Origin of the sequence: Paraburkholderia sp. SECH4 (assembly GCF_030511745.1) — a bacterium.
Classification (GTDB): Bacteria; Pseudomonadota; Gammaproteobacteria; order Burkholderiales; family Burkholderiaceae; genus Paraburkholderia; species Paraburkholderia madseniana.
Map to the genome: position 1 here is coordinate 153,279 of NZ_JALOCP010000013.1, position 23,640 is coordinate 176,918.

Genomic DNA, 23,640 nt, shown 5'->3' on the forward strand with positions numbered 1-23,640 from the left:
CGCATACATCGACAAAACATCTGGAAGAAGCGAAACATGAGACACATTATTTCTGTCCTGCTGGAAAACGAACCGGGCGCGTTATCACGCGTGGTGGGGCTGTTCTCGGCACGCGGCTACAACATTGAAACCTTGACGGTGGCTCCGACCGAAGACCGTTCGCTGTCGCGCATGACCATCGTCTCCATTGGCTCGGACGACGTGATCGAACAGATCACGAAGCATCTGAACCGCCTGATCGAGGTGGTGAAAGTGGTCGACCTTACCGAGGGCGCCCACATCGAGCGTGAGCTGATGTTGATCAAGGTGAGGGCGGTCGGCAAGGAACGTGAGGAGATGAAACGGATGTCGGATATTTTCCGCGGCCGGATCATCGACGTCACAGAAAAGACCTACACGATCGAACTGACGGGCGCGAGCGACAAGCTCGATGCCTTCATCGAAGGGATCGACGCGACTGCGATTCTCGAAACCGTCCGTACGGGCAGTTCGGGTATCGGCCGCGGCGAGCGCATTCTGAAGGTTTGACGCGCGCGCTGAGTTACGGTTCGAAGTTGCGTTCGAAGTTGCGTTATCAACCGTCTCGATCGAAGCCGGGCAGTGCTAGTGTCTGAATCTGCACCTGTCCGGCCAGCAACACAAAACACACCATTCGCAGTATTTGTATTTCACTGATTTCACCGAATTTAGCCAAGGAACCGACATGAAAGTTTTCTACGACAAGGACGCCGACCTCTCCCTCATCAAGGGCAAGCAAGTCACCATCATCGGCTATGGCTCGCAAGGCCATGCTCACGCACTGAACCTGAGCGAAAGCGGCGTGAAGGTCACGGTCGGTCTGCGCAAGGGCGGCGCATCGTGGAGCAAGGCTGAGAACGCCGGCCTGCAAGTCAAGGAAGTGGCGGAAGCCGTCAAGGGCGCGGACGTCGTCATGATGCTGCTGCCGGACGAGCAGATCGCCGAAGTCTACGCAAAGGAAGTGCACGCCAATATCAAGCAAGGCGCAGCGCTCGCCTTCGCACACGGTTTCAACGTGCACTACGGTCAAGTGATCCCGCGCGCGGACCTCGACGTGATCATGATCGCGCCGAAGGCGCCGGGCCACACGGTTCGCGGTACGTACTCGCAAGGTGGCGGCGTGCCCCACCTGATCGCCGTTGCGCAAGACAAGTCGGGCGCAGCGCGTGACATCGCCCTGTCGTACGCAGCAGCGAACGGCGGCGGCCGTGCCGGTATCATCGAAACGAACTTCCGTGAAGAAACGGAAACCGACCTGTTCGGCGAACAAGCCGTGCTGTGCGGCGGTACGGTCGACCTGATCAAGGCCGGCTTCGAAACGCTGGTGGAAGCGGGCTACGCGCCGGAAATGGCGTACTTCGAGTGCCTGCACGAACTGAAGCTGATCGTCGACCTGATCTACGAAGGCGGCATCGCGAACATGAACTACTCGATCTCGAACAACGCCGAATACGGCGAGTACGTGACGGGTCCGCGTATCGTGACCGCTGAAACGAAGAAGGCGATGAAGGCAGTGCTGACGGACATTCAGACCGGCGAGTACGCAAAGAGCTTCATCATCGAAAACAAGGCCGGCGCACCGACGCTGCAATCGCGCCGCCGTCTGACGGCCGAGCACCAGATCGAAACGGTTGGTGCCAAGCTGCGTTCGATGATGCCGTGGATCGCCGCGAACAAGCTGGTCGACCAGTCGAAGAACTAAGAAGTCAGTTTTATCGCATCTGACCGGCGCGGCGCCTCGTCGCAGCAGCCGGTAATGCAAAAAGCCGTCCAAGGGTGCTGAACCCTGGGCGGCTTTTGCTATCCTACGGTTTTACGTGCGACACGCACGCTCGTGTCCGTCAGCCCCACGTTACGGGGCATCGACTAGAGGGTTATTGAGGAAGGTCTCGACTGGACTCACCATGCCCTCCGCAGGCGGCTCCCTTGTGAGCCGCACTTTAAGCAGTAGATGTGTCCTTAGGGGCACACCTTAGTAGTGAACACGGGACACGGTGCATTCCGCCGTCAACCGTATTGCATTGACCTGATTACCGTCAGGTCCCGCCCAGTCAGCGGCTTCATCTCCGCCGACAGGGCGGGGTGATGTTTGCAATTCCTGCGCCTCAGGGCAACGGAGTCGCTAAACGATACGAGCGAAAAGCTCGGTGTGTCATTGTTCGGCCTCGCTGGCTGCATTGGCGAGGGTAGTGAACCTGCTGTACGACCAGCAGTAGCCTAGGAAGACATGCGTCACTGGCAATGGTGGGGTGTGAAGCTCTTCTAACAATGTACCCCCCGGAAGTTCGGGCGGATGGTGGTTGCGAGATGACCATCCGGAGACTCCCAGCAGCAACGGGGTTGAGGGGCTAGGCTGGCTGATATGGTTAATGCAAGTGAACTGCTGATAAACCTCGTAAGTAGGACGGTGCCAAAGCTGCTGACAGGCATCAACCAAACAGGTGTGCGGTCGGATAACCCGCTGTAAATTCGGGTTACGTCGTCATCGGACCGCCGGGGAATAGGCAGAACCTAAGTCAGTCGTGTGACACGCCGGGAACGTGGTAAGCCTGTATGGTTGCCGGTCGTAGTTTGACTGGCAGGCGAACCGTGAGGGACGCTGTTGATTGTGCAGGTATGGGATGACGGAGAAAGCGAAAGCCGGTCTGTAATGGGTCGGATAGGGGTTGGAACATTACCCCACGCGAAAGCGGGCAGACTTCCGTCTGGTCTACCGTCGCAAGATGGCTGACTAACCCTTAGCTGGAAGATGATTGCTGTCGGGCTTCTGGACCGTCAGCATATGTTTTTAACCCCCTTGCGGGAGCAGATCGCTCCCGCAAGGGGCGATCTGTTCTTCGCTCGGGATTCACTTCTTCGAGTAGGAGAGCAGCATGAGAGTATCTGTCCGAAAGGACGGATCTGCGCTTTCCCACGCGCCGGACAACTGGTACGCCGTAGATTGGCGGCGGGTTGAACGGAACGTGAGAGGGATGCAGATTCGAATTGCGAAGGCGACGCGGGAAGGCAACTGGCGCAGGGGGAGAGCCCTGCAACGGATGTTGACCCGCACGTTGTCCGCAAAGCTGTATGCGGTACGACGTGTTACGCAGAATCAGGGTGCGCGAACGGCTGGAGTCGATCGCGAACTTTGGGACTCGCCTGAGAGCCGATGGCTTGCTGTCGGCAGGTTGAAGCGGCGTGGATATAAGCCTCTGCCTTTACGGAGAGTCTTTATCCCCAAGGCCAATGGAAAGGAGCGCCCTCTGGGCATTCCGACCATGCGGGACAGGGCGATGCAAGCCTTGTATCTGCTGGCCTTGGAGCCGGTGTCGGAATCGACGAGCGACCCGAACTCTTATGGGTTCAGGTTAAACCGCTCGACGGCTGACGCCATGTCACAGATATTCGTCGCCATGTCCCAGAAGGGCTCAGCCCGTTGGGTGCTGGAGGCGGATATCAAGGGATGCTTCGACCATATTAGCCATAACTGGTTGGAGACCCATGTCCTGATGGACAAGGAAATCCTCCGGAAATGGCTGAAAGCTGGCCTGATTTATAAGGGGCAGCTTCAGGCGACAGAGGCCGGTACGCCGCAAGGAGGGATCATTTCTCCGACGCTGGCGAATGTGACGCTGAACGGGCTGGAGCGAGAACTGCTAGCGCACCTTAGTGCGAAGTTTGGGATCGCAAAAGCCAACAAACTTAAAGTCAATGTGGTGCGGTACGCGGACGACTTCGTGATCACCGGTGACTCGCAAGAGTTGCTGGAGCAGGAAGTTCGACCTTGGGTGGAAACATTCCTTGCCGTTCGAGGTCTGCAACTGTCCGAGGAGAAAACGCGGATCACACACATTGACCAAGGCTTCGATTTCCTGGGGTGGAATTTCCGTAAGTACTCGGGGACGCTACTCATCAAGCCGAGCAAGAAGAACGTGAAAACGTTCTATCGCAAGGTGGCGGATACGATCAGCGGTCATAAGACGGTAAAGCAGGAGAATCTGATTCGACTGCTGAACCCGATGCTACGGGGCTGGGCGCAGTATCACAGTCCTGTGGTCGCCAAAGAGGCATACAGCCGCATGGAGTCTTTGATTTTCCGAAGGCTTTGGCGGTGGTCGAAGAGGCGGCACCTGAACAAGAGCGCCGAATGGGTGAAGAAGAAATACTTTCACTCGGAGGGCAATCGACACTGGGTGTTCGCTGTTCCTGTAGCTCGTGACGACGGTGGTAAGGGGTTGCTTAGCCTGTACCAGATCAGCGGTACGGAAATTAAGCGACACAGAAAGGTCAAAGGAGCATTCAATCCCTTTGATCCTGAGTGGGAGCAGTACGGCGAACAGTTGCGACAGGCGCGCATGGAACACTCAATGCGTTATCGGAAGCAATGGGTTTCGCTGTATATGTCGCAAGACGGGCTTTGCTCGCATTGTGGCTGTGCCCTGACAAAGGAGACCGGCTGGCATGACCATCATCTGGAGTATCGGATGCATGGTGGCACGGACGCTCTCTCGAACAGGGTTCTGCTTCACCCGCACTGCCATCAGCAGGTGCACGCAGGTAAAATTGCGGTAACTAAGCCGGCCCGGTCCTAAGACCGGGCTTTGTTTGTAGATTTGAGCCGTATGCGGGGAAACTCGCACGTACGGTTCTTAGGGGGCCCTTCTTCCGCGAGGAAGGGGGGCTACCCTCCAAAAATACAGAAGCCATCCATGAATTACCCTCATCCGATCATCGCGCGAGAAGGCTGGCCGTTCATCGCCATCGCGGCCGTCGTTGCATTACTGGTTCATGCCTTCGCGGGATTCGGCTTTGCATGGCTGTTCTGGCTGATCCTGATCTTCGTCGTGCAGTTTTTCCGCGATCCTGCGCGCCCGATTCCGACTCAGGCGAACGCCGTACTGTGCCCGGCCGACGGCCGTATCGTCGCAGTCGAGACAGCGCATGATCCGTATGCCAACCGTGAAGCGCTGAAGATCAGCGTGTTCATGAACGTTTTCAATGTCCATTCGCAGCGCTCGCCGGTGGACGGTGCGATCTCCAAGGTCGAATATTTCCCGGGCGCGTATCTGAACGCCGCTGTGGATAAGGCTTCGCTCGAAAACGAGCGCAATGCGGTGGTGATCGAAATGGCCGGCGGCCAGACGGTGACGTCGGTGCAGATCGCCGGTCTGATTGCGCGGCGCATTCTTTGCTACGTACGCTCGGGTGAGCCGCTCACGCGTGGCCAGCGTTATGGATTTATCCGCTTTGGCTCGCGCGTCGACGTGTACCTGCCGGTTGGCAGCCGTCCGCGTGTGTCGATCGGTGAGAAGGTTTCCGCGTCGTCCACGATCCTCGCTGAACTATAAAGCGGCACCAAGGAGGTTTTCCGAATGGCCGCATTCAAACCGCGTCGACCCCGCAACAGCGGGCAGCTCCCGCGTCCGTTCCGCCGTAACAAGCCGATCGTGGCGGAGACCGGAGCAGTCGAGAGCCGGCGCGCTCAGCGTCAGCAGTTCCTGAGGAAGCGCGGCATTTACCTGCTGCCGAACGCGTTCACCACCGCCGCGCTCTTTTGCGGCTTCTTCGCCGTGGTGCAGGCGATGAACGTGCGCTTCGAAATCGCGGCAATCGCGATCTTCGTGGCGATGGTGCTGGACGGCATGGACGGCCGGGTCGCCCGCATGACGCATACGCAAAGCGCGTTCGGCGAACAGTTCGACAGCCTCTCGGACATGGTTTCGTTCGGTGTGGCGCCGGCGCTCGTGATGTACGAGTGGATTCTGAAGGATCTCGGCCGCTGGGGCTGGCTCGCGGCGTTCGTCTACTGTTCGGGTGCGGCGTTGCGTCTCGCGCGCTTCAACACGAACATCGGCGTGGTCGACAAGCGCTTCTTCCAGGGTATGCCCAGTCCGGCTGCTGCCGCGCTGATCGCCGGTTTCGTGTGGCTCGCCACCGATAACCGCGTGCCGCTCAAGCTGGTATGGCTGCCGTGGGTCGCTTTCGTGCTGACTATCTACGCCGGTGTGACGATGGTGTCGAACGCGCCGTTCTACAGCGGCAAGGCGCTCGACGTGCGGCACCGCGTGCCGTTCGGCGTGATTCTGCTGGTGGTGGTGGCGTTCGTGCTGGTGTCGTCCGATCCGCCGCTGATGCTGTTCGGCCTGTTCGTGCTGTACGGCCTGTCGGGTTATGTGTTCTGGGGCTACCAGGCGATGCGGGGCAGGGCGAATCCGGCACGGTCCATAGCGGGGGACAGGTAACGGCGCACCTTCGTTGCACGAACGTGACATGAGAAAACGGCAGCCTTCGCAGGCTGCCGTTTTTCGTTGCCGCGCCCGTCCGGCGGCGCGCGGCAGGCAGGTCCGACGCCAATTGCACGGCGACGGGAATGCCGCTATAGTCGTTGGATAAATGCGTTCAGGTTCCAATTTGAGCTGCAGCACGAGCCTCAACAAGCTGGTGCGCCGCAGGTGCGCTAGTGCTGGCGCGTCTAGCGCGCTGATCGCTTATCGTTTTCTGCCCTCCGTCTGCCTCGTCTGCGGTTTATAGCGTCGCCAACGGTGGCGCAAAACGCCCGAATTCCAATATCCGATCCCCACAATTGAACGACTCCTCAGGAGACCCGACATGGCCGACAAACTGATCATATTCGACACCACGTTGCGTGACGGCGAGCAATCGCCCGGCGCGTCGATGACTAAAGAAGAAAAAATCCGTATCGCGAAGCAGCTCGAACGGATGAAGGTGGACGTGATCGAAGCGGGCTTCGCGGCCAGTTCGAATGGCGACTTCGATTCGATCCACACGATCGCGGGCCTGATCAAGGACAGCACGATCTGCTCGCTGGCCCGTGCGAACGACAAAGACATTCAACGCGCTGCTGACGCACTCAAGCCGGCCGATCATTTCCGCATTCACACGTTCATCGCAACGTCGCCGCTGCACATGGAAAAGAAGCTCCGCATGACGCCGGATCAGGTGTTCGAGCAGGCAAAGCTGGCGGTGCGTTTCGCCCGCAAGTTCACGGACGACGTCGAGTTCTCGCCTGAAGACGGCAGCCGTTCGGACATGGATTTCCTGTGCCGCGTGCTGGAAGCGGTCATCGCCGAAGGCGCGACCACGATCAACATCGCGGATACGGTCGGCTATGGCGTGCCGGAGTTGTACGGTCAGCTCGTGAAGACGCTGCGCGAGCGTATTCCGAACTCGCATAAGGCGGTGTTCTCGGTGCATTGCCATAACGACCTCGGCATGGCGGTGGCGAACTCGCTGGCCGGTGTGCAGATCGGCGGCGCGCGTCAGGTCGAGTGCACGATCAACGGTCTCGGCGAGCGCGCGGGTAATACGTCGCTCGAAGAAATCGTGATGGCGGTGAAGACCCGCAAGGATTACTTCGGCCTTGAAGTCGGTCTCGATACGACCCAAATCGTGCCGGCTTCGAAGCTGGTGTCGCAGATCACCGGTTTCGTCGTGCAGCCGAACAAGGCGGTGGTCGGCGCGAACGCATTTGCGCACGCATCCGGCATTCACCAGGACGGCGTGCTGAAAGCGCGCGACACGTACGAAATCATGCGTGCCGAAGATGTGGGCTGGAGCGCCAACAAGATCGTGCTTGGCAAGTTGTCGGGCCGCAATGCATTCAAGCAGCGTCTGCAGGAATTGGGTATCGCGCTCGATAGCGAGGGCGAACTGAACACCGCGTTCGCACGCTTCAAGGAATTGGCCGACCGCAAGTCGGAAATCTTCGACGAAGACATCATCGCGATCGTCACCGAGGAATCGGCGGAAGCGCAGGAGAGGGAGCACTACAAGTTCCTGTCGCTGTCGCAGCATTCGGAAACCGGCGAGCAGCCGCACGCGAAGATCGTGTTCTCGGTCGAAGGCAAGGAAGTGACCGGAGAAGCACGCGGCAACGGTCCGGTGGATGCCACGCTCAATGCGATCGAAACGGAAGTGGGGAGCGGTTCGGAATTGCTGCTGTACTCGGTGAACGCCATCACCACCGGCACGCAGGCGCAGGGCGAAGTGACCGTGCGGCTGTCGAAGAGCGGGCGTATCGTCAACGGCGTGGGCACCGATCCGGATATCGTCGCGGCTTCTGCGAAGGCGTATATCTCGGCGCTCAACAAGCTGTATTCGAACTTCGATAAGTTGAATCCGCAACGTTCGGACTAGTAGAAGCAGGCGCGCTGATTGCGTGCGCGCTGAACCGGATTGTCAAGAAGCCCTGTGCCCTGAAAAGCACGGGGCTTCTTGCTTTCGTTGTGTCTCCTCCTCGTGCGTATCGCGCGCTGAAACTACTCCGCAGCCGCGCGCCGCATCGACCATCCGCGCGCAGCGCGTGCCTGCGCCTGGACCTGATGCCGCACTTCGACTGCGATCTCGCGACGCGGCGCATCGGCGACGAACGCGTCCAGCAGTTCGCGCACATCGTGATCGACGAAATCGGCACGCGTTGCGTCGACGATCAAGGTCGCGCCGTCGGGAATCTGCTGCAGATAGTGCTTGAGCGGCACCTTGCCGAGAAACGACACGTCCTTGCGAAAGGACAGCAGATAGTGATCGCCGTGCTGCGCGAGCACGATCGGGCTGCGCAGGTTCGCATACAGCGCGAGCAGCACGCTGCACAGAATGCCGAGCACGATGCCGATCAGCAGATCGGTGGCGAGCACGCCGACCAGCGTGACGATGAACGGCGCAAACGGTGCGAAACCCTGCTTGGCGACGGCGACGAACAACGACGGCTTGGCGAGCTTCACGCCAGTGAAGATAAGAATCGCCGCAAGGCACGCAAGCGGAATCAGGTTGATGACGCTGGTGAGCGCGAACACGCTTACCAGCAGCAACACGCCATGAATAATTGCGGACAGCCGGCTTTGTGCGCCCGCATGCACATTGGCGGAGCTGCGCACAATGACCGAAGTGATCGGCAGGCCGCCGATCGCACCGGCGATCAGATTACCCACGCCCTGTGCCTTCAATTCGCGATCCGGCGGCGCGGCACGTCGGGCGGGATCGATCTGCTCGACCGCTTCGAGGCTCAGCAGCGTTTCGAGACTCGCGACGATCGCCAGGGTGATGGCGACGCGCCAGACATCAGGATTGACCAGTTGCGCGAAGTGCGGCCCGAAGTCGACCCATTGGAGAGCGACTTGCAACGCGGCGAACGATTCGAGCGACGGCAGCGCGACGCGATGCTCAGCGGGCGGCGCGAACGACGGAGCGAACAGACTGAGCAGCAGCGTCGCGCCGATGCCCAGCAGCACCACCGCGAGCGGCGCGGGGATGAGGCGCACCAGCACAAAGCGGCGTAACGCGCGCGTTTCCCATCCCACCAGAATCGCCAGCGAGAGCAAGGTGAGTACGCAGGCCGCGAGCGATATCGAGCCGAACGGCGTCGTTACGCTGCCGGCCATCCGGGCGGCAGCGTGCGAACCGGCCGACGCATTCGCGCCGAATAGCCCAAGCGCAAGCGGAAACTGCTTGACGATCAGCAGCACACCGATCGCCGCAAGCATGCCCTTGATCACAGGCGATGGCACATAGGCCGCAAATCTGCCGGCCTTCAGCATGCCGAAGCCGAATTGAATCGCGCCGGACAGCAACACGGCCAGCAGGAACGCGGAAAAACTGCCGAGTTGCGCGATTCCGTCGACGACGATCACGACGAGGCCCGCCGCCGGCCCGCTGACGCTCAGCCGCGAACCGCTCAGCACGGCCACCACCAGGCCGCCGACGATGCCCGATACAAGCCCGGCAAATGGCTCGACGCCCGACGCGTTGGCGATGCCCAGACATAGTGGCAGCGCCACCAGAAAAACGACCGTGCCTGCCAACAGATCGCGCTGAAACGTGGAAAAGAAAGCTCGTAGGTTCATGGGGTCGGTGCAGTAATGGTTGGAGCCTTGCGTGCGGCAAAGGCAAAGGCAAAGGCAAAGGCAAAGGCAAAGGCAAAGGCAAAGGCAAAGGCAAAGGNNGGCCATGCTGAGGCCGGTTTGATAAGAGCTGCGCACTAGGCAGCGCTATGGGCGGCTGTTGTGCAAGTCATCGCGTCATCGGCTTCGTAGCCGGACGTGAGAACCTTGATGCGCCCGTCCTCGAGCGCAAAGATCCAGCCGTGAACGAGCGGTGCCGGGTCGGCGTCCCACACGATCGGACTCGCTCGTAACTGGCGCACCTGTTCGAGCACGTTCAACTCCGCGAGCCGGTCGATACGCTCACGCTCGCTTGCGTGGCCCTGCAGTTCGTCGCCATGCGCCTTTGCCAACGCACATAGAGGCGCGATCCGCCGATTCACATGTGGCAACGTCGGCTCCGGCGGCAGCAGGGCGGCACGCACACCGCCGCAGCCATAGTGGCCGCAGACGATCACGTGTCCCACCTTCAGCACACGCACCGCGTATTCGAGGACGCTCGCGGAGTTGTCGTCGTCGGGATGAAAAAGATTGGCGATGTTGCGGTGAACGAACAGATCGCCGGGCTCGCAATGTGTGATGGTTTCCGCGGGCACACGGCTGTCCGAGCAGCCGACCCACAGCACGTGCGGATTCTGGCCCCGCACCAGATCACGGAAAAATTCGGGGTTGCGCGCGGCGGTTTCATGCGCCCATGCGACGTTGGCGACCAGCAGGCGTTTCGGACGGTTCATCGATAGTGGCTCCGTAAGTAGGGCGCACAGACTCCTCGCCGACATCACGGCTGTGCCCGGACGGCACAGCGGGTGTAATCGGCATCGAATCAATGCTTACGAAAACCTTTCTATCAAAAAATAAATCTGCTGTGCGCGAAATAAAATTCGTGGGCATGCGCAATAAATAAAAAAAAGCCGCCTGAAGAGGCGGCTTGGCAGATCCATGCGTAATGGGTTCGAGCGAACGCTCAGAACAGGCTGCGGCGATCCGGGTCGTGCAAGGGATCAGGTGTTTTTTGCGTGAGCCGCACGATGCCCTGGTCGTCGAAATAGAAGCTGTACATCATGTACCAGACGTTGTCTTCCAGATAGCGATACGTCCAGACCTCGCGCTTCATCAACGGGAAGTACGACGTTTCGACTGGGCGTCCGAAGTTCACCAGCACGTCGCTCTTCGTCCACTTGCCGATTTCCGCCCGGTAGAACTCGTTGGGCTGAAGCACCTGACGCACGGTGACGATCTTGCCGGATGCGTCGATGTCGGCGGCGGTGGTGGTTTCGCCCATCGGCTGGGTCGGCCACATCAGCCGCTTGCCGCCGTTGGGCAGATCGTAGCTTTCACGCGGCGCGCCAAGGCGGGCGACGATGGTCGATTCGTCCGCGCCTTGTTGATACTGCTGCCACGGCTGCACGCAGCCGGCGAGCGTAACCGTAAGCGCGAGCGCGCTCAGGCAGGCGAGTGCGGCGCGGCGCAGGCGTGCTGCGGGCGGCGCTTCGATCGAGGCCGCCGTGGATGGGTGGCGGTTGAACATGAATTCCTCCGATGGCATTTGTGTAGCGGTTTTTATCATCGAGACACATTATTTTGACACGGGCGGCGGCAAAAGATTTGCGCTCCATACAAGCTCTCGCTGTAATTACGATAACGGCTTCGCCGGCTTGCTTATTCCGTCTGGAACGCCCTATGATCCGCGCTTCGACGAATCCAGCGGGGCAATGATGATGGCGAATTGGCAACGGGCGGCAGCAGCGGCAGTCGTGGGGCTGGCAGCGATTTCGATGGCCGCGGCGGTGCTCGCCGCGGGAGAAACGGTGTCGGGTCCGGCAAGCAAGCCGGTCAATAAGCCGACGGGAACGCCGATCCAGTTGGCGCTGATCGAAGGCATGTCCGGCCCATTCGCCAATGCGGGTGCGGCGGTGGAGCGCAATCTGCGCTTCGGCGTCGAACAGGTGAATGCGCAAGGCGGCGTGCAGCTCGCCGACGGTGCGCATCCGCTCGAACTGGTCGTCCTCGACAGCAAGGGCAGCGCAGAGGAGGCGCTCGTGCAACTGCGCGCGGCCGCCGACCGTCACATCGGCTACATCATGCAGGGCAACAGCTCGGCAGTCGCGGCGGCGCTGATCGGCGCGATCGACAAACAGAACAGCCGCGAGCCGGGCAACCGCGAACTGTTCCTCAATTATTCCGCCGACGATCCCGCCCTGACCAACGCCAGTTGCAGTTTCTGGCACTTCCGCTTCGATGCGCACGCGGGCATGCGCATGGACGCGCTGGCTGATGTGATCCAGCGCGACAAAGCGGTGAAGAAGGTCTATCTGCTGAACCAGGACTACAGCTTTGGCCACGACGTAAGCAGCCTCGCGCGTTCGACGTTGGCGGCAAAGCGCCCGGATATTGCGGTTGTCGGCGACGAATTTCATCCGATCGGCCGCGTGAAGGACTTCGCGCCTTACATCGCGAAGATCCGCGCGAGCGGCGCGGACGCGGTGATCACCGGCAACTGGGGCAACGACTTGACGCTTCTGGTCAAGGCGGCGCGGGAGCAGGGCCTGGACACCCGGTTTTACACCTTCTACGGCAACAGCCTCGGGGCGCCTGCCGCGTTGGGCGACGCCGGCGTCAAACACGTGATCGCGGTGGCCGACTGGCACCCGAACGCCGGCGGCGCGGCCTCCGACGCGTGGTACGCGGCGTTTCGCGCCCGTTTCCCGGCTGCCCAGGATGACTACCCGGTGCTGCGCATGCCGCTGATGGTCGAAACCCTCGCCGTGGCGATGAACCGCGCCGGCAGTGCCGACCCGACGGCCGTCGCCCGGGCGTTGGAGGGCATCAAGTCCGACAACGGCTTCCACGCATCGTGGATGCGCGCCGACGACCATCAGTTGATCCAGCCCCTTTATGTGATGGAAATGGACAAGGCCGGCACGCCGGGCGTCAAGTTCGACAACGAAGGTTCAGGCTATGGTTTCCGCACGGTGCTGGCTTTGCCGCCCGAGCGCACGGTGCCGCCGACCGTGTGCAGGATGAAACGGCCGTAGAACGGCCCCTGAGCAAACCCGGACCGGCCACGATCTCGCCCGACACAGCAGGGTTCGCGGCCGGATTGGGCTGTGCTACAATACGCGTCCCGTTGTGAGGCATGGCTAAAAGTATGCGTACACGGGTAACCACGGCACGGCCTTTCTTCCGTGACCGCCTGTCTAGTTCTCAAGGAAATCGACATGTCCGCAGTTGAAACAAGCAAGAAGTCCGAAGTCGTTGCGCAATTCGCACGCGCAGCTAACGACACCGGCTCCCCCGAAGTTCAGGTCGCGCTGCTCACGACCCGCATCAACGAACTGACCGTTCACTTCAAGGCACACACGAAGGATCACCACAGCCGCCGCGGTCTGCTGCGCATGGTGAGCCGCCGTCGTAAGCTGCTCGACTACCTGAAGGGTAAGGACGCGGATCGTTACCGCGCACTGATCGAGAAGCTGGGTCTGCGTAAGTAATCGGCCAGTCGTTCAGCAAGATGCCTGTGTCAGTTCCACTGATACAGGCATTTTGTTTTTGCACGGTGCGCTTCATGTGATGCGCACTGCCTGCCGGTCGCGGTGGCGTGACGATTCATGCGGCGGCTAGCAGGAAAACGGCAGTAAAAAAGCAGCAAAAAAGCAGAAATGCGGCCGGGCTTCAGGGCAGAGCTTTGTGTCATTCCAGCGGTTCGCGCACGTACATAGCGTAGGGCGTGGTTCTCTGGAATGGCATAACACTACTCTTCCCCTGTGGCGCCGGTCCTGGCGTTGCCGCGCCGCTTCTGGTCCGCGCGGCATAACGAAGAGGAAAAGCAATGACTATGTTCAATAAGATCGTCAAAGAATTTCAGTGGGGCCAACATAAGGTTCGCCTCGAAACGGGCGAAATCGCTCGTCAGGCGAGCGGTGCGGTGATCGTCGACGTCGAAGACACCGTTGTGCTGGCTACTGTGGTCGGCGCCAAGACCGCCAAGCCGGGCCAGGACTTCTTCCCGCTGACCGTCGATTACCTCGAAAAGACCTACGCCGCAGGCAAGATCCCCGGCGGTTTCTTCCGCCGTGAAGGCCGCCCGTCGGAAGGCGAAACGCTGATCTCGCGCCTGATCGACCGTCCGCTGCGTCCGCTGTTCCCGGAAGGCTTCTACAACGAAGTCCAGGTCGTGATCCACGTCCTGTCGCTGAACCCCGAAATCCCCGCTGACATCCCCGCGCTGATCGGCGCGTCGGCGGCGCTCGCCATTTCCGGTCTGCCGTTCAACGGCCCGGTCGGCGCAGCACGCGTGGCCTACATCAACAACGAATACGTGTTGAACCCGACGCGTCCGCAGATGAAGGAATCGGCACTCGACCTGATCGTCGCCGGTACGGAACGCGCGGTGCTGATGGTGGAATCGGAAGCACAACAACTGACCGAAGAAGTGATGCTCGGCGCAGTGGTGTTCGGCCACGAACAAATGCAGGTCGCGATCGACGTGATCCACGAGCTGGTTCGCGAAGGTGGCAAGCCGGAATGGGATTGGAAGCCGGCTGCCAAGAATGAGCCGCTGATCGCACGCGTGTCGGAACTGGCGCAAGCCGATCTGCTCGCCGCTTATCAGATCCGCGACAAGCAAGCCCGTTCGACCAAGCTGAAGGAAGTCTACGCAGCGACGTCGGCCAAGCTGGAAGAAGAAGCAGCGGCAGCCGGCACGGTTGCAGCAGACAAGGCTAGCGTCGGCAACGTGCTGTTCGACATCGAAGCGAAGATCGTCCGTACGCAGATCCTGAACGGCGAGCCGCGTATCGACGGCCGCGACACGCGCACTGTGCGCCCGATCGAAATCCGCACCGGCGTGCTGCCGCGTACGCACGGCTCAGCCTTGTTCACGCGTGGCGAAACGCAGGCCATGGTGGTCGCAACGCTGGGCACCAAGGGCGACGAGCAGAACATCGACGCGCTCGAAGGCGAGTACCGCGAACGCTTCATGCTCCACTACAACATGCCTCCGTTCGCGACCGGCGAAACGGGTCGCGTCGGTTCGCCGAAGCGCCGTGAAATCGGTCACGGCCGTCTGGCCAAGCGCGCGCTGGCTGCGTGCTTGCCGAGCGCCGACGAATTCGGCTACTCGATTCGCGTCGTGTCGGAAATCACCGAATCGAACGGTTCGTCGTCGATGGCTTCGGTGTGCGGCGGCTGCCTCGCACTGATGGACGCCGGCGTGCCGATGAAGGCGCACGTCGCCGGCATCGCGATGGGCCTGATCCTGGAAGGCAACAAGTTTGCCGTGCTGACCGACATCCTCGGCGACGAAGATCACCTCGGCGACATGGACTTCAAGGTGGCAGGTACCGAGCAAGGTGTGACAGCACTGCAGATGGACATCAAGATCCAGGGCATCACCAAGGAGATCATGCAGGTCGCCCTCGCGCAAGCGAAGGAAGGCCGTATGCACATCCTCGGCAAGATGACTTCGGCTGTGTCGGGCGCGAACACGGTGCTGTCGGACTACGCACCGCGCATGATCACCATCAAGATCAATCCGGAAAAGATCCGCGACGTGATCGGCAAGGGTGGTTCGGTGATCCGCGCGCTGACCGAAGAAACCGGCACGACGATCGATATTTCGGACGACGGCGTCGTCACCATCGCCAGCACCAGCAGCGAAGGGATGGCCGAGGCGAAGAAGCGTATCGAGAACATCACGCTGGAAGTCGAAGTGGGTCAGGTCTACGAAGGCACTGTGCTCAAGCTGTTGGACTTCGGCGCGATCGTGAACATCCTGCCGGGCAAGGACGGTCTGCTGCACATCTCCGAAATCGCCAACGAGCGTATCAAGGACATCAACGACTACCTGAAGGATGGCCAGCAAGTGAAGGTCAAGGTCATCCAGACGGACGAAAAGGGCCGCGTGCGTTTGTCGGCCAAGGCGTTGCTGAACGACGCCGCAAACGGCGCGCCGCAAGGCGAACCGACGCCGCAGTAATGCGGTAGCAGGGCGACGGCCGGCAGCGCGAATGCGCGCCGGCCGTTTTTCATGAAGGGTGCAGGGTGGATTGCGTTGCAAGCAGGCACAGGCAGGCTCAAGCAGGCACACGCAGATGCCGGCAGGTGCAAACCGACATAAGCGGGTACTCTGTTTGCATGAAGCGCTTCGTCGCGGTTCAGGCGATTTTCGCCAGTTCGTGTCAGTAGGCAACGCAATCCAATCTTGGAGTTGACGCAGATGAAAGCGATCGAAATCACCGAATTTGGCGCGCCGGAAGTCCTCAAGCTGGCGGAGCGGCCCACGCCGCAGCCGAAAGCGGGCGAGGTGCTGATCAAGGTGGCGGCATCAGGCATCAACCGTCCGGACGTGTTCCAGCGCAAGGGTGGCTATGCGCCGCCGCCGGGTGCGTCGGACCTGCCGGGGCTGGAAGTGGCGGGTGAGATCGTCGGCGGCACCATCGACGAAAAGAATAATCCGTTCGGTCTGAAAATCGGCGATCGCGTGTGCGCATTGCTTGCGGGCGGTGGCTATGCGGAATATGCGACCGCACCGCTGTTGCAGTGCTTGCCGGTGCCCGCTGGCTTGTCGGATGTCGAGGCGGCTTCGCTGCCGGAAACGTTCTTCACGGTGTGGAGCAATGTGTTCGATCGTGCGCAGCTCGGCAAAGGCGAGGGCGCGCCGAACGAGACGCTGCTGGTGCAGGGCGGCTCGAGCGGCATTGGCGTGACGGCGATCCAGATTGCGCATGCGCTGGGTTTTCGCGTGTTCGCCACGGCCGGGTCGGACGAAAAGTGCCGCGCCTGCGAAGCGCTCGGCGCCGAACGGGCGATCAACTACAAGACTGAGGATTTCGTTGAAGTCATCAAGTCGCTGACGAACGATCGTGGTGTCGACGTCGTCCTCGACATGGTGGCGGGCAGTTATGTGCCGCGCGAGCTCACCGCGCTGGCCGACGGCGGCCGCATCGTGCTGATCGCCTTGCTGGGCGGCGCGAAGGCCGAGCTGAATCTGAACGAAGTGCTGCGCCGCCGTCTGACGGTGACGGGTTCGACGTTGCGCCCGCGGCCAATCGAGTTCAAGGCGAAGATCGCCGCGCAGTTGAAAGAGCGCGTGTGGCCGCACCTCGAAGATGGTCGCATCAAGCCGGTGGTGCACCGTGTGTTTCCGGCGGCGCAAGCCGCCGAAGCGCACGCGCTGATGGAAAGCAGCACGCACGTCGGCAAGATCGTGCTGACTTGGGGTCAGGACGCTTGACACGGCCGGTTTGACCCGATCCACCCCACGCAGTAAAATTGCGCGTTTTGCGCACGCCGCATGAATCCGAAAGGCGGGCTGTAAGCGCAAACCGAGTCCGCCGCCAATACACGAGACGACGAGACGATGTCGAAACAACGAGCCAAGCTGGTAGTCGGTAACTGGAAGATGCACGGGCGCCTCGCCGAGAACGCAACGCTGTTACAGGCCGTGGCGCAAGGCGCGGGAGAATTGCCGGCTGATGTGCGCGTCGGTGTCTGTGTGCCGTGCCCTTATCTCGCGCAGACTCAATCGTTGCTGGAAGGCAGCAAGGTCGAGTGGGGCGTGCAGGACGTCTCCGCGTTCACGCATGGCGCCTATACCGGCGAAGTGGCGGCGCAGATGGCGGTGGATTTCGGCGCCACGCTTGCGATCGTCGGGCACTCGGAGCGCCGTGCTTACCATCGCGAAAGCGCAGAGTTGGTTGCGGTGAAGACGCAGCGTGCACTGGAAGCGGGTTTGACCCCGATCGTGTGTGTCGGCGAAACGCTTGAAGAGCGTGAGGCTGGTTCCACGGAGCAGGTGGTCGGCGCGCAACTGGACGAAGTGCTGGCGAAGCTGTCGGTGGAGGATGCGGCACGCATCGTCGTCGCGTACGAGCCGGTCTGGGCGATCGGCACCGGCAAGAGCGCTACGTCGGATCAGGCGCAGGCAGTGCATGCTTTCCTGCGTTCGCGTCTGGCGGCAAAGGGCGCGGCGGTGGCGGATGTGCCGGTGTTGTACGGCGGCAGTGTGAAGCCGGAGAACGCGGAAGAATTGTTCCGCGAGCCGGATATCGACGGTGGCCTGATCGGCGGTGCGTCGTTGAAAGACCAGGATTTCCTGGCGATCTGCAAAGCGGCGGCGGCGACGAGCGTCGCCGGTTAAGCAGGGCGCCTTGGCGAGGATGACCCAATCCCGCGCGGCACACTTTGTGTGGTGCGGTTAAATAAAGACTCAGGTGAGTGTGATGCTGTATTTGAAAACATTGATTATCGTCGTTCAGCTGTTGTCGGCACTCGGGGTCATTGGCCTTGTCTTGCTGCAACACGGCAAAGGCGCCGATATGGGCGCTGCTTTTGGTAGCGGCGCATCGGGCAGCCTGTTCGGCGCGACCGGTTCGGCAAACTTTTTGTCGCGTACCACGGCCGTCCTCGCAGCCGTGTTTTTTGTCACGACATTGACGCTTACGTACCTCGGCGCGTATCGTGCGAAACCGTCCGCAGGCTTGCTGGGCGCGGCTGTGACCGCACCGGTCGCGGCTTCCGCTGCAGCCGCGCCGGCTGGCGGCTCGGCAGTATTGCCGGCGTCGGCCGCGTCCGTCCCGGCCACGGATGTGCCGAAATAAATTTTTCGTTCAAAGTGCTTTTGTGCGTTGAACAAACTGTTTAGACCAGTTACAATCTAAGTCTTGAAGCGATTCGCGGGTTTTATAAGTTGTTTTCCCGGATTGCAGTTAGTGCCGACGTGGTGAAATTGGTAGACACGCTATCTTGAGGGGGTAGTGGCGAAAGCTGTGCGAGTTCGAGTCTCGCCGTCGGCACCAAATGTTATCTAAATGCCAGCCGCTTGCTTCGCTTCGGCTGGCATTTTCACTTCTGACGCGCGGCTTGCGTTGGGCTTGCGGCATGTGCGTTGCCGAAGTGATTTCGCGTCAGGAGTGCTATGCTCTTGGCGGCATTCAGAACCAACCGATAGAGGATAGTCTTGAACCTCGCAGCCTATTTCCCCGTCTTGTTGTTCCTCATTGTGGGCACCGGTTTAGGCGTAGCACTGGTCAGCATTGGCAAGATCCTCGGTCCCAACAAGCCCGATACCGAGAAAAACGCACCATACGAGTGCGGCTTCGAAGCATTCGAAGATGCGCGCATGAAGTTCGATGTGCGCTACTACCTCGTCGCCATTCTCTTCATCATTTTCGACCTTGAAACCGCGTTCCTGTTCCCGTGGGGTGTAGCCCTGCGCGACATCGGCTGGCCTGGCTTCATGGCGATGATGATTTTCCTGCTCGAATTCCTGTTGGGCTTTGCCTATATCTGGAAGAAGGGCGGCCTCGACTGGGAATGATGGATTAATCGCCGGTTTGCGTGGGTGGCCAAGGCTTGCCGCCCCGTCTGGAGTGGAAAGCAAATGAGTATCGAAGGGGTCTTGAAGGAAGGGTTTGTCACCACGACGGCAGACAAACTGATCAACTGGACGCGCACCGGCTCGCTGTGGCCGATGACGTTCGGTCTCGCGTGCTGCGCGGTCGAGATGATGCATGCGGGCGCCGCCCGTTATGACCTTGACCGTTTCGGCGTGGTGTTTCGTCCGAGTCCGCGTCAGTCGGACGTGATGATCGTCGCCGGCACGCTGTGCAACAAGATGGCGCCGGCTCTGCGCAAGGTCTACGATCAGATGGCCGAGCCGCGCTGGGTGATTTCGATGGGCTCGTGCGCGAACGGCGGCGGCTACTACCACTATTCCTATTCGGTGGTGCGCGGCTGCGATCGGATCGTGCCGGTCGACGTCTACGTGCCCGGTTGTCCGCCTACGGCGGAAGCGCTGGTGTACGGCGTGATCCAGCTGCAGGCCAAGATCCGTCGCACCAACACAATCGCCCGTCAATAAGGCCAACGCCTCCCCCATAATATGGCAAGCAAACTCGAGACCCTGAAAGCGAACCTCGAGGCGGCCTTCGGCGGCCTCCTGTTGAGCACCACCGAGGCAGTCGGTGAGTTGACGATCGTCGTGAAGGCGAGCGACTACATCCACGTTGCAACGCGTCTGCGCGACGACCGCTCGCTCGGCTTCGAGCAATTGATGGATCTATGCGGCGTCGACTATCAGACCTACGCCGATGGCGCATACGACGGTCCGCGTTTCGCGGCCGTTCTGCATTTGTTGTCGGTGCAGAACAACTGGCGCCTGCGTCTGCGTGTATTCGCACCAGACGACGAAGTGCCGATCGTCGCGTCAGTCGTCGATATCTGGAGTTCGGCCAACTGGTACGAACGCGAAGCATTCGATCTGTACGGCATCGTCTTCGAGGGTCACCCGGACCTGCGCCGCATCCTGACCGACTACGGTTTCATTGGTCACCCGTTCCGTAAAGATTTCCCTGTCTCCGGCTACGTCGAAATGCGTTACGACCCGGAAGAGAAGCGCGTCGTCTATCAGCCTGTGACGATCGAGCCGCGGGAAATCACGCCGCGCGTGATCCGCGAGGATCGCTATGGCGGTCTGAAACACTAAGAGAACGCCATGGCAGAGATCAAGAACTACACGCTCAACTTCGGTCCTCAGCACCCGGCCGCGCACGGTGTGCTGCGCCTCGTGCTCGAACTCGACGGCGAAGTCATCCAGCGCGCCGATCCGCACATCGGCCTCCTGCATCGCGCGACTGAAAAGCTCGCGGAAACTAAAACCTTCATCCAGTCCGTGCCGTACATGGATCGCCTCGACTACGTGTCGATGATGGTCAACGAGCACGGCTACGTGATGGCGATCGAAAAGCTGCTCGGCATCGAAGTGCCGATTCGCGCGCAGTACATCCGCGTGATGTTCGACGAAGTCACGCGAGTGCTGAACCACCTGATGTGGATTGGCGCACACGCGCTCGACGTCGGCGCGATGGCGGTATTTCTGTACGCGTTCCGCGAACGCGAAGACCTGATGGACGTGTACGAAGCGGTGTCCGGTGCACGGATGCACGCGGCTTATTACCGTCCGGGTGGCGTGTACCGCGATCTGCCTGACGCAATGCCGCAATACAAAGCGTCGAAGATCCGCAATGCGAAGGCATTGTCGAGGATGAACGAGAACCGTCAAGGTTCGCTGCTCGACTTCATCGACGATTTCTTTACGCGTTTCCCGAAGTGCGTCGACGAATACGAAACGCTGCTTACCGACAACCGGATCTGGAAGCAACGTCTGGTCGGTATCGGCGTGGTCAGCCCGGAACGCGCACTGAACCTCGGTATGACCGGCGCGATGTTGCGCGGCTCGGGTATCGAGTGGGATCTGCGCAAGAAGCAGCCGTACGAAGTCTACGACAAGCTCGATTTCGACATTCCGGTTGGCGTGAATGGCGACTGCTATGACCGATATCTGGTTCGCGTCGAAGAAATGCGCCAATCCACGCGGATTGTGAAACAGTGCATTGAGTGGTTGCGCAAGAATCCGGGTCCGGTGATGGTCGACAATCACAAGGTTGCGCCGCCGTCGCGGGTTGGCATGAAGTCGAACATGGAAGATCTGATTCACCACTTCAAGCTCTTCACGGAAGGCTTCCATGTGCCGGAAGGCGAAGCATATGCCGCGGTCGAACATCCGAAGGGCGAGTTCGGTATCTACCTGATCTCGGACGGCGCGAACAAGCCGTATCGCCTGAAGATTCGGGCGCCGGGCTATGCGCACCTGTCCACGCTCGATGAAATGGCGCGCGGTCACATGATTGCCGACGCTGTGACGATCATCGGTACGCAGGACATCGTGTTCGGCGAAGTAGATCGCTAGGACGTATTCATCAGCGCGCGTCTTCAGATTGCACCGAAGCGCGTGTCAAGCAAAGGAACGCCGGGTCTGTCGCAACATGCAATGCGCGACGGGTTTTCGTTCGGTAGGAATTGAAAGAGTCGTGTCTGAAAATGATCTCAGCTGAAGGCCTGAAAGAAATCGATCGTGCGATCGCGAAGTATCCCGCCGATCAGAAACAGTCCGCCGTGATGTCGGCGCTGGCTACTGCTCAGGAAGAGCATGGCTGGCTGTCGCCCGAACTCATGCAGTTCGTCGCGGACTATCTCGGCATGCCGGCGGTCGCCGTGCAGGAGGTGGCTACCTTCTACACGATGTATGAGACCTCGCCGGTCGGCAAATACAAGATCACGCTCTGCACGAACCTGCCGTGCCAGCTCGGCCCGGACGGCGGCTCAGACAGTGCCGCTGAATATCTGAAGCAGAAGCTCGGCATCGACTTTGGCGAAACCACGGCTGACGGCAAGTTCACCTTGAAAGAAGGTGAGTGCATGGGCTCGTGCGGCGATGCGCCGGTGATGCTGGTGAACAACCATCGCATGTGCAGCTTCATGAGCCGCGCGAAGATCGACCAGCTGCTCGAGGAACTTTCGAAATGACGTCTTTACACGATCGTCACATCAAACCGCTGATTCTCGCCGGCCTGAACGGCGACAACTGGCATCTCGAAGACTATGTGGCGCGCGGCGGTTACGCCCAGTTGCGCCGCATTCTGGAAGAAAAGATTCCGCCCGAGCAGGTGATCGCCGACGTCAAGGCGTCGGGTCTGCGCGGCCGTGGCGGTGCGGGCTTCCCGACCGGTCTGAAGTGGAGCTTCATGCCGCGTCAGTTCCCGGGGCAGAAGTACCTCGTCTGCAATTCGGACGAAGGCGAACCGGGTACATTCAAAGACCGCGACATCCTGCGTTTCAATCCGCACTCGCTGATTGAAGGCATGGCCATCGGCGCGTACGCGATGGGCATCACGGTCGGCTACAACTATATCCACGGCGAAATCTGGGAAGTCTACAAGCGCTTCGAAGAAGCGTTGGAAGAAGCCCGCCGCGCTGGATTCCTTGGCGACAACATCATGGGTTCGGGCTTCTCGTTCGAACTGCATGCGCACCACGGTTACGGCGCCTACATTTGCGGCGAAGAGACCGCGCTGCTCGAATCGCTCGAAGGCAAGAAAGGGCAGCCGCGCTTCAAGCCGCCTTTCCCGGCGAGCTTCGGCGTGTACGGCAAGCCGACCACGATCAACAACACTGAGACGTTCGCTGCGGTGCCGTTCCTGCTCGCGATCGGTCCGCAGAATTACCTCGAAATCGGCAAGCCGAACAACGGCGGCACCAAGATCTTCTCGGTTGCCGGCGACGTCGAGCGTCCGGGTAACTATGAAATTCCGCTCGGCACGCCGTTCGCCACGCTGATGGAACTGGCCGGCGGCATGCGCGGCGGCAAGAAGATCAAGGCTGTGATTCCTGGCGGCTCGTCGGCACCGGTGATCCCGGGCGAAATGATGATGCATACCGACATGGACTACGACTCGATCGCCAAAGCTGGCTCGATGCTCGGCTCCGGTGCGGTCATCGTGATGGACGAGACGCGTTGCATGGTCCGTTCGCTGCTGCGTCTGTCGTACTTCTATTACGAAGAGTCGTGCGGTCAGTGCACGCCGTGCCGCGAAGGCACCGGCTGGCTGTATCGCGTCGTGCATCGTATCGAACACGGGCTCGGCCGTCCGGAAGATCTGGATCTGCTGAACTCGGTCGCTGAGAACATCATGGGCCGCACGATTTGCGCGCTCGGCGATGCAGCGGCCATGCCGGTTCGCGGCATGCTCAAGCACTACTGGGACGAATTCGAATACCACGTCGCCCACAAGCATTGCCTCGTCGGCGGTCACGCCGGTGCGGCAGCGGCGTCAGAAACAGTGGCTGCCTAAGTAGGCCAAGTAGCGCACCAGAACACGTCATCCGCGGGATTCAGCGCCTGAAA

General features: G+C 60.5%; 21 protein-coding genes and 1 tRNA gene. 19 read left to right on the forward strand and 3 right to left on the reverse strand.

The annotated features are described in order from the left end of the window. Window positions 1-36: 36 nt before the first annotated feature. The 6 genes from ilvN to M0D67_RS19495 all read left to right on the forward strand — a co-directional run bounded on the left by ilvN (window position 37) and on the right by M0D67_RS19495 (window position 8,157). Window positions 37-528, forward strand: a complete 492-nt coding sequence (ilvN, locus tag M0D67_RS19470; RefSeq protein WP_011487482.1) for an acetolactate synthase small subunit — start codon at window positions 37-39, stop codon at window positions 526-528. 175 nt (window positions 529-703) lie between these two features. Beyond that, entirely contained in the window at window positions 704-1,720 is a 1,017-nt protein-coding gene (gene ilvC, locus M0D67_RS19475) for a ketol-acid reductoisomerase (protein ID WP_063495284.1), read from the forward strand. Between the two features lie 1,171 nt (window positions 1,721-2,891). Further along, a complete protein-coding gene (ltrA, locus tag M0D67_RS19480; protein ID WP_171925029.1) occupies window positions 2,892-4,592 on the forward strand; it encodes a group II intron reverse transcriptase/maturase in 1,701 nt (566 codons plus the stop codon). A gap of 117 nt (window positions 4,593-4,709) precedes the next feature. Continuing rightward, window positions 4,710-5,348, forward strand: coding sequence for a phosphatidylserine decarboxylase (locus tag M0D67_RS19485; RefSeq protein ID WP_054034968.1), 639 nt, complete (start codon window positions 4,710-4,712; stop codon window positions 5,346-5,348). A gap of 24 nt (window positions 5,349-5,372) precedes the next feature. After that, window positions 5,373-6,242: a CDP-diacylglycerol--serine O-phosphatidyltransferase gene (pssA, locus tag M0D67_RS19490; protein ID WP_154567705.1), complete on the forward strand. Its 870-nt coding sequence runs from the start codon at window positions 5,373-5,375 to the stop codon at window positions 6,240-6,242. 367 nt (window positions 6,243-6,609) lie between these two features. Then, a complete protein-coding gene (locus M0D67_RS19495; protein WP_154567703.1) occupies window positions 6,610-8,157 on the forward strand; it encodes a 2-isopropylmalate synthase in 1,548 nt (515 codons plus the stop codon). 122 nt (window positions 8,158-8,279) lie between these two features. On the opposite strand, the gene M0D67_RS19500 is transcribed toward M0D67_RS19495, so the two are convergent. The 3 genes from M0D67_RS19500 to M0D67_RS19510 all read right to left on the reverse strand — a co-directional run bounded on the left by M0D67_RS19500 (window position 8,280) and on the right by M0D67_RS19510 (window position 11,424). Then, window positions 8,280-9,860: a SulP family inorganic anion transporter gene (locus M0D67_RS19500; protein ID WP_154567701.1), complete on the reverse strand. Its 1,581-nt coding sequence runs from the start codon at window positions 9,858-9,860 to the stop codon at window positions 8,280-8,282. Between the two features lie 134 nt (window positions 9,861-9,994). Further along, a complete protein-coding gene (locus M0D67_RS19505; RefSeq protein WP_154567700.1) occupies window positions 9,995-10,630 on the reverse strand; it encodes a carbonic anhydrase in 636 nt (211 codons plus the stop codon). A gap of 230 nt (window positions 10,631-10,860) precedes the next feature. Continuing rightward, complete coding sequence (locus M0D67_RS19510) at window positions 10,861-11,424, reverse strand: hypothetical protein (protein WP_154567531.1); 564 nt, start codon at window positions 11,422-11,424, stop codon at window positions 10,861-10,863. A 187-nt stretch (window positions 11,425-11,611) separates the two neighbouring features. Between M0D67_RS19510 and M0D67_RS19515 the strand changes: the two genes are divergently transcribed. The 13 genes from M0D67_RS19515 to nuoF all read left to right on the forward strand — a co-directional run bounded on the left by M0D67_RS19515 (window position 11,612) and on the right by nuoF (window position 23,587). Next, a complete protein-coding gene (locus tag M0D67_RS19515; RefSeq protein WP_266239414.1) occupies window positions 11,612-12,931 on the forward strand; it encodes a branched-chain amino acid ABC transporter substrate-binding protein in 1,320 nt (439 codons plus the stop codon). 183 nt (window positions 12,932-13,114) lie between these two features. Further along, window positions 13,115-13,387 carry a 30S ribosomal protein S15 gene (rpsO, locus tag M0D67_RS19520; protein ID WP_011487489.1) on the forward strand — a complete coding sequence of 91 codons (273 nt, stop codon included), beginning with the start codon at window positions 13,115-13,117 and terminating at the stop codon, window positions 13,385-13,387. Window positions 13,388-13,725: 338 nt separating this feature from the next. Continuing rightward, window positions 13,726-15,873: a polyribonucleotide nucleotidyltransferase gene (gene pnp, locus M0D67_RS19525; protein ID WP_171925034.1), complete on the forward strand. Its 2,148-nt coding sequence runs from the start codon at window positions 13,726-13,728 to the stop codon at window positions 15,871-15,873. A 240-nt stretch (window positions 15,874-16,113) separates the two neighbouring features. Continuing rightward, complete coding sequence (locus M0D67_RS19530; protein WP_154567532.1) at window positions 16,114-17,130, forward strand: NAD(P)H-quinone oxidoreductase; 1,017 nt, start codon at window positions 16,114-16,116, stop codon at window positions 17,128-17,130. Between the two features lie 126 nt (window positions 17,131-17,256). Further along, window positions 17,257-18,036, forward strand: a complete 780-nt coding sequence (tpiA, locus tag M0D67_RS19535) for a triose-phosphate isomerase (protein ID WP_154567533.1) — start codon at window positions 17,257-17,259, stop codon at window positions 18,034-18,036. A gap of 82 nt (window positions 18,037-18,118) precedes the next feature. After that, window positions 18,119-18,496, forward strand: a complete 378-nt coding sequence (gene secG, locus M0D67_RS19540) for a preprotein translocase subunit SecG (protein WP_054034962.1) — start codon at window positions 18,119-18,121, stop codon at window positions 18,494-18,496. Window positions 18,497-18,609: 113 nt separating this feature from the next. Further along, window positions 18,610-18,694: transfer RNA gene (locus M0D67_RS19545), tRNA-Leu, on the forward strand. 161 nt (window positions 18,695-18,855) lie between these two features. Beyond that, entirely contained in the window at window positions 18,856-19,215 is a 360-nt protein-coding gene (locus M0D67_RS19550) for an NADH-quinone oxidoreductase subunit A (RefSeq protein ID WP_007175615.1), read from the forward strand. A gap of 63 nt (window positions 19,216-19,278) precedes the next feature. Further along, window positions 19,279-19,758, forward strand: coding sequence for an NADH-quinone oxidoreductase subunit B family protein (locus M0D67_RS19555; RefSeq protein ID WP_006052903.1), 480 nt, complete (start codon window positions 19,279-19,281; stop codon window positions 19,756-19,758). Window positions 19,759-19,779: 21 nt separating this feature from the next. After that, entirely contained in the window at window positions 19,780-20,382 is a 603-nt protein-coding gene (locus M0D67_RS19560) for an NADH-quinone oxidoreductase subunit C (RefSeq protein WP_154567534.1), read from the forward strand. A gap of 9 nt (window positions 20,383-20,391) precedes the next feature. Next, a complete protein-coding gene (locus tag M0D67_RS19565) occupies window positions 20,392-21,645 on the forward strand; it encodes an NADH-quinone oxidoreductase subunit D (RefSeq protein WP_093639630.1) in 1,254 nt (417 codons plus the stop codon). 131 nt (window positions 21,646-21,776) lie between these two features. Beyond that, window positions 21,777-22,262 (forward strand): NADH-quinone oxidoreductase subunit NuoE, encoded by a 486-nt coding sequence (gene nuoE / locus M0D67_RS19570; protein ID WP_054034960.1) that lies wholly within the window; start codon window positions 21,777-21,779, stop codon window positions 22,260-22,262. After that, on the forward strand, window positions 22,259-23,587 hold the full coding sequence (nuoF, locus tag M0D67_RS19575; protein WP_154567201.1) for an NADH-quinone oxidoreductase subunit NuoF: 1,329 nt from the start codon (window positions 22,259-22,261) through the stop codon (window positions 23,585-23,587). Before nuoE ends, nuoF begins: the two co-directional genes overlap by 4 nt. Window positions 23,588-23,640: the final 53 nt, after the last annotated feature.

Coding starts and splice junctions, on each gene's coding strand:
- ilvN (WP_011487482.1), top strand. CDS start 37: ATGAGACACATTATTTCTGTCCTGCTGGAAAACGAACCGGGCGCGTTA.
- ilvC (WP_063495284.1), top strand. CDS start 704: ATGAAAGTTTTCTACGACAAGGACGCCGACCTCTCCCTCATCAAGGGC.
- ltrA (WP_171925029.1), top strand. CDS start 2,892: ATGAGAGTATCTGTCCGAAAGGACGGATCTGCGCTTTCCCACGCGCCG.
- M0D67_RS19485 (WP_054034968.1), top strand. CDS start 4,710: ATGAATTACCCTCATCCGATCATCGCGCGAGAAGGCTGGCCGTTCATC.
- pssA (WP_154567705.1), top strand. CDS start 5,373: ATGGCCGCATTCAAACCGCGTCGACCCCGCAACAGCGGGCAGCTCCCG.
- M0D67_RS19495 (WP_154567703.1), top strand. CDS start 6,610: ATGGCCGACAAACTGATCATATTCGACACCACGTTGCGTGACGGCGAG.
- M0D67_RS19500 (WP_154567701.1), bottom strand. CDS start 9,860: ATGAACCTACGAGCTTTCTTTTCCACGTTTCAGCGCGATCTGTTGGCA.
- M0D67_RS19505 (WP_154567700.1), bottom strand. CDS start 10,630: ATGAACCGTCCGAAACGCCTGCTGGTCGCCAACGTCGCATGGGCGCAT.
- M0D67_RS19510 (WP_154567531.1), bottom strand. CDS start 11,424: ATGTTCAACCGCCACCCATCCACGGCGGCCTCGATCGAAGCGCCGCCC.
- M0D67_RS19515 (WP_266239414.1), top strand. CDS start 11,612: ATGATGGCGAATTGGCAACGGGCGGCAGCAGCGGCAGTCGTGGGGCTG.
- rpsO (WP_011487489.1), top strand. CDS start 13,115: ATGTCCGCAGTTGAAACAAGCAAGAAGTCCGAAGTCGTTGCGCAATTC.
- pnp (WP_171925034.1), top strand. CDS start 13,726: ATGACTATGTTCAATAAGATCGTCAAAGAATTTCAGTGGGGCCAACAT.
- M0D67_RS19530 (WP_154567532.1), top strand. CDS start 16,114: ATGAAAGCGATCGAAATCACCGAATTTGGCGCGCCGGAAGTCCTCAAG.
- tpiA (WP_154567533.1), top strand. CDS start 17,257: ATGTCGAAACAACGAGCCAAGCTGGTAGTCGGTAACTGGAAGATGCAC.
- secG (WP_054034962.1), top strand. CDS start 18,119: ATGCTGTATTTGAAAACATTGATTATCGTCGTTCAGCTGTTGTCGGCA.
- M0D67_RS19555 (WP_006052903.1), top strand. CDS start 19,279: ATGAGTATCGAAGGGGTCTTGAAGGAAGGGTTTGTCACCACGACGGCA.
- M0D67_RS19560 (WP_154567534.1), top strand. CDS start 19,780: ATGGCAAGCAAACTCGAGACCCTGAAAGCGAACCTCGAGGCGGCCTTC.
- M0D67_RS19565 (WP_093639630.1), top strand. CDS start 20,392: ATGGCAGAGATCAAGAACTACACGCTCAACTTCGGTCCTCAGCACCCG.
- nuoE (WP_054034960.1), top strand. CDS start 21,777: ATGATCTCAGCTGAAGGCCTGAAAGAAATCGATCGTGCGATCGCGAAG.
- nuoF (WP_154567201.1), top strand. CDS start 22,259: ATGACGTCTTTACACGATCGTCACATCAAACCGCTGATTCTCGCCGGC.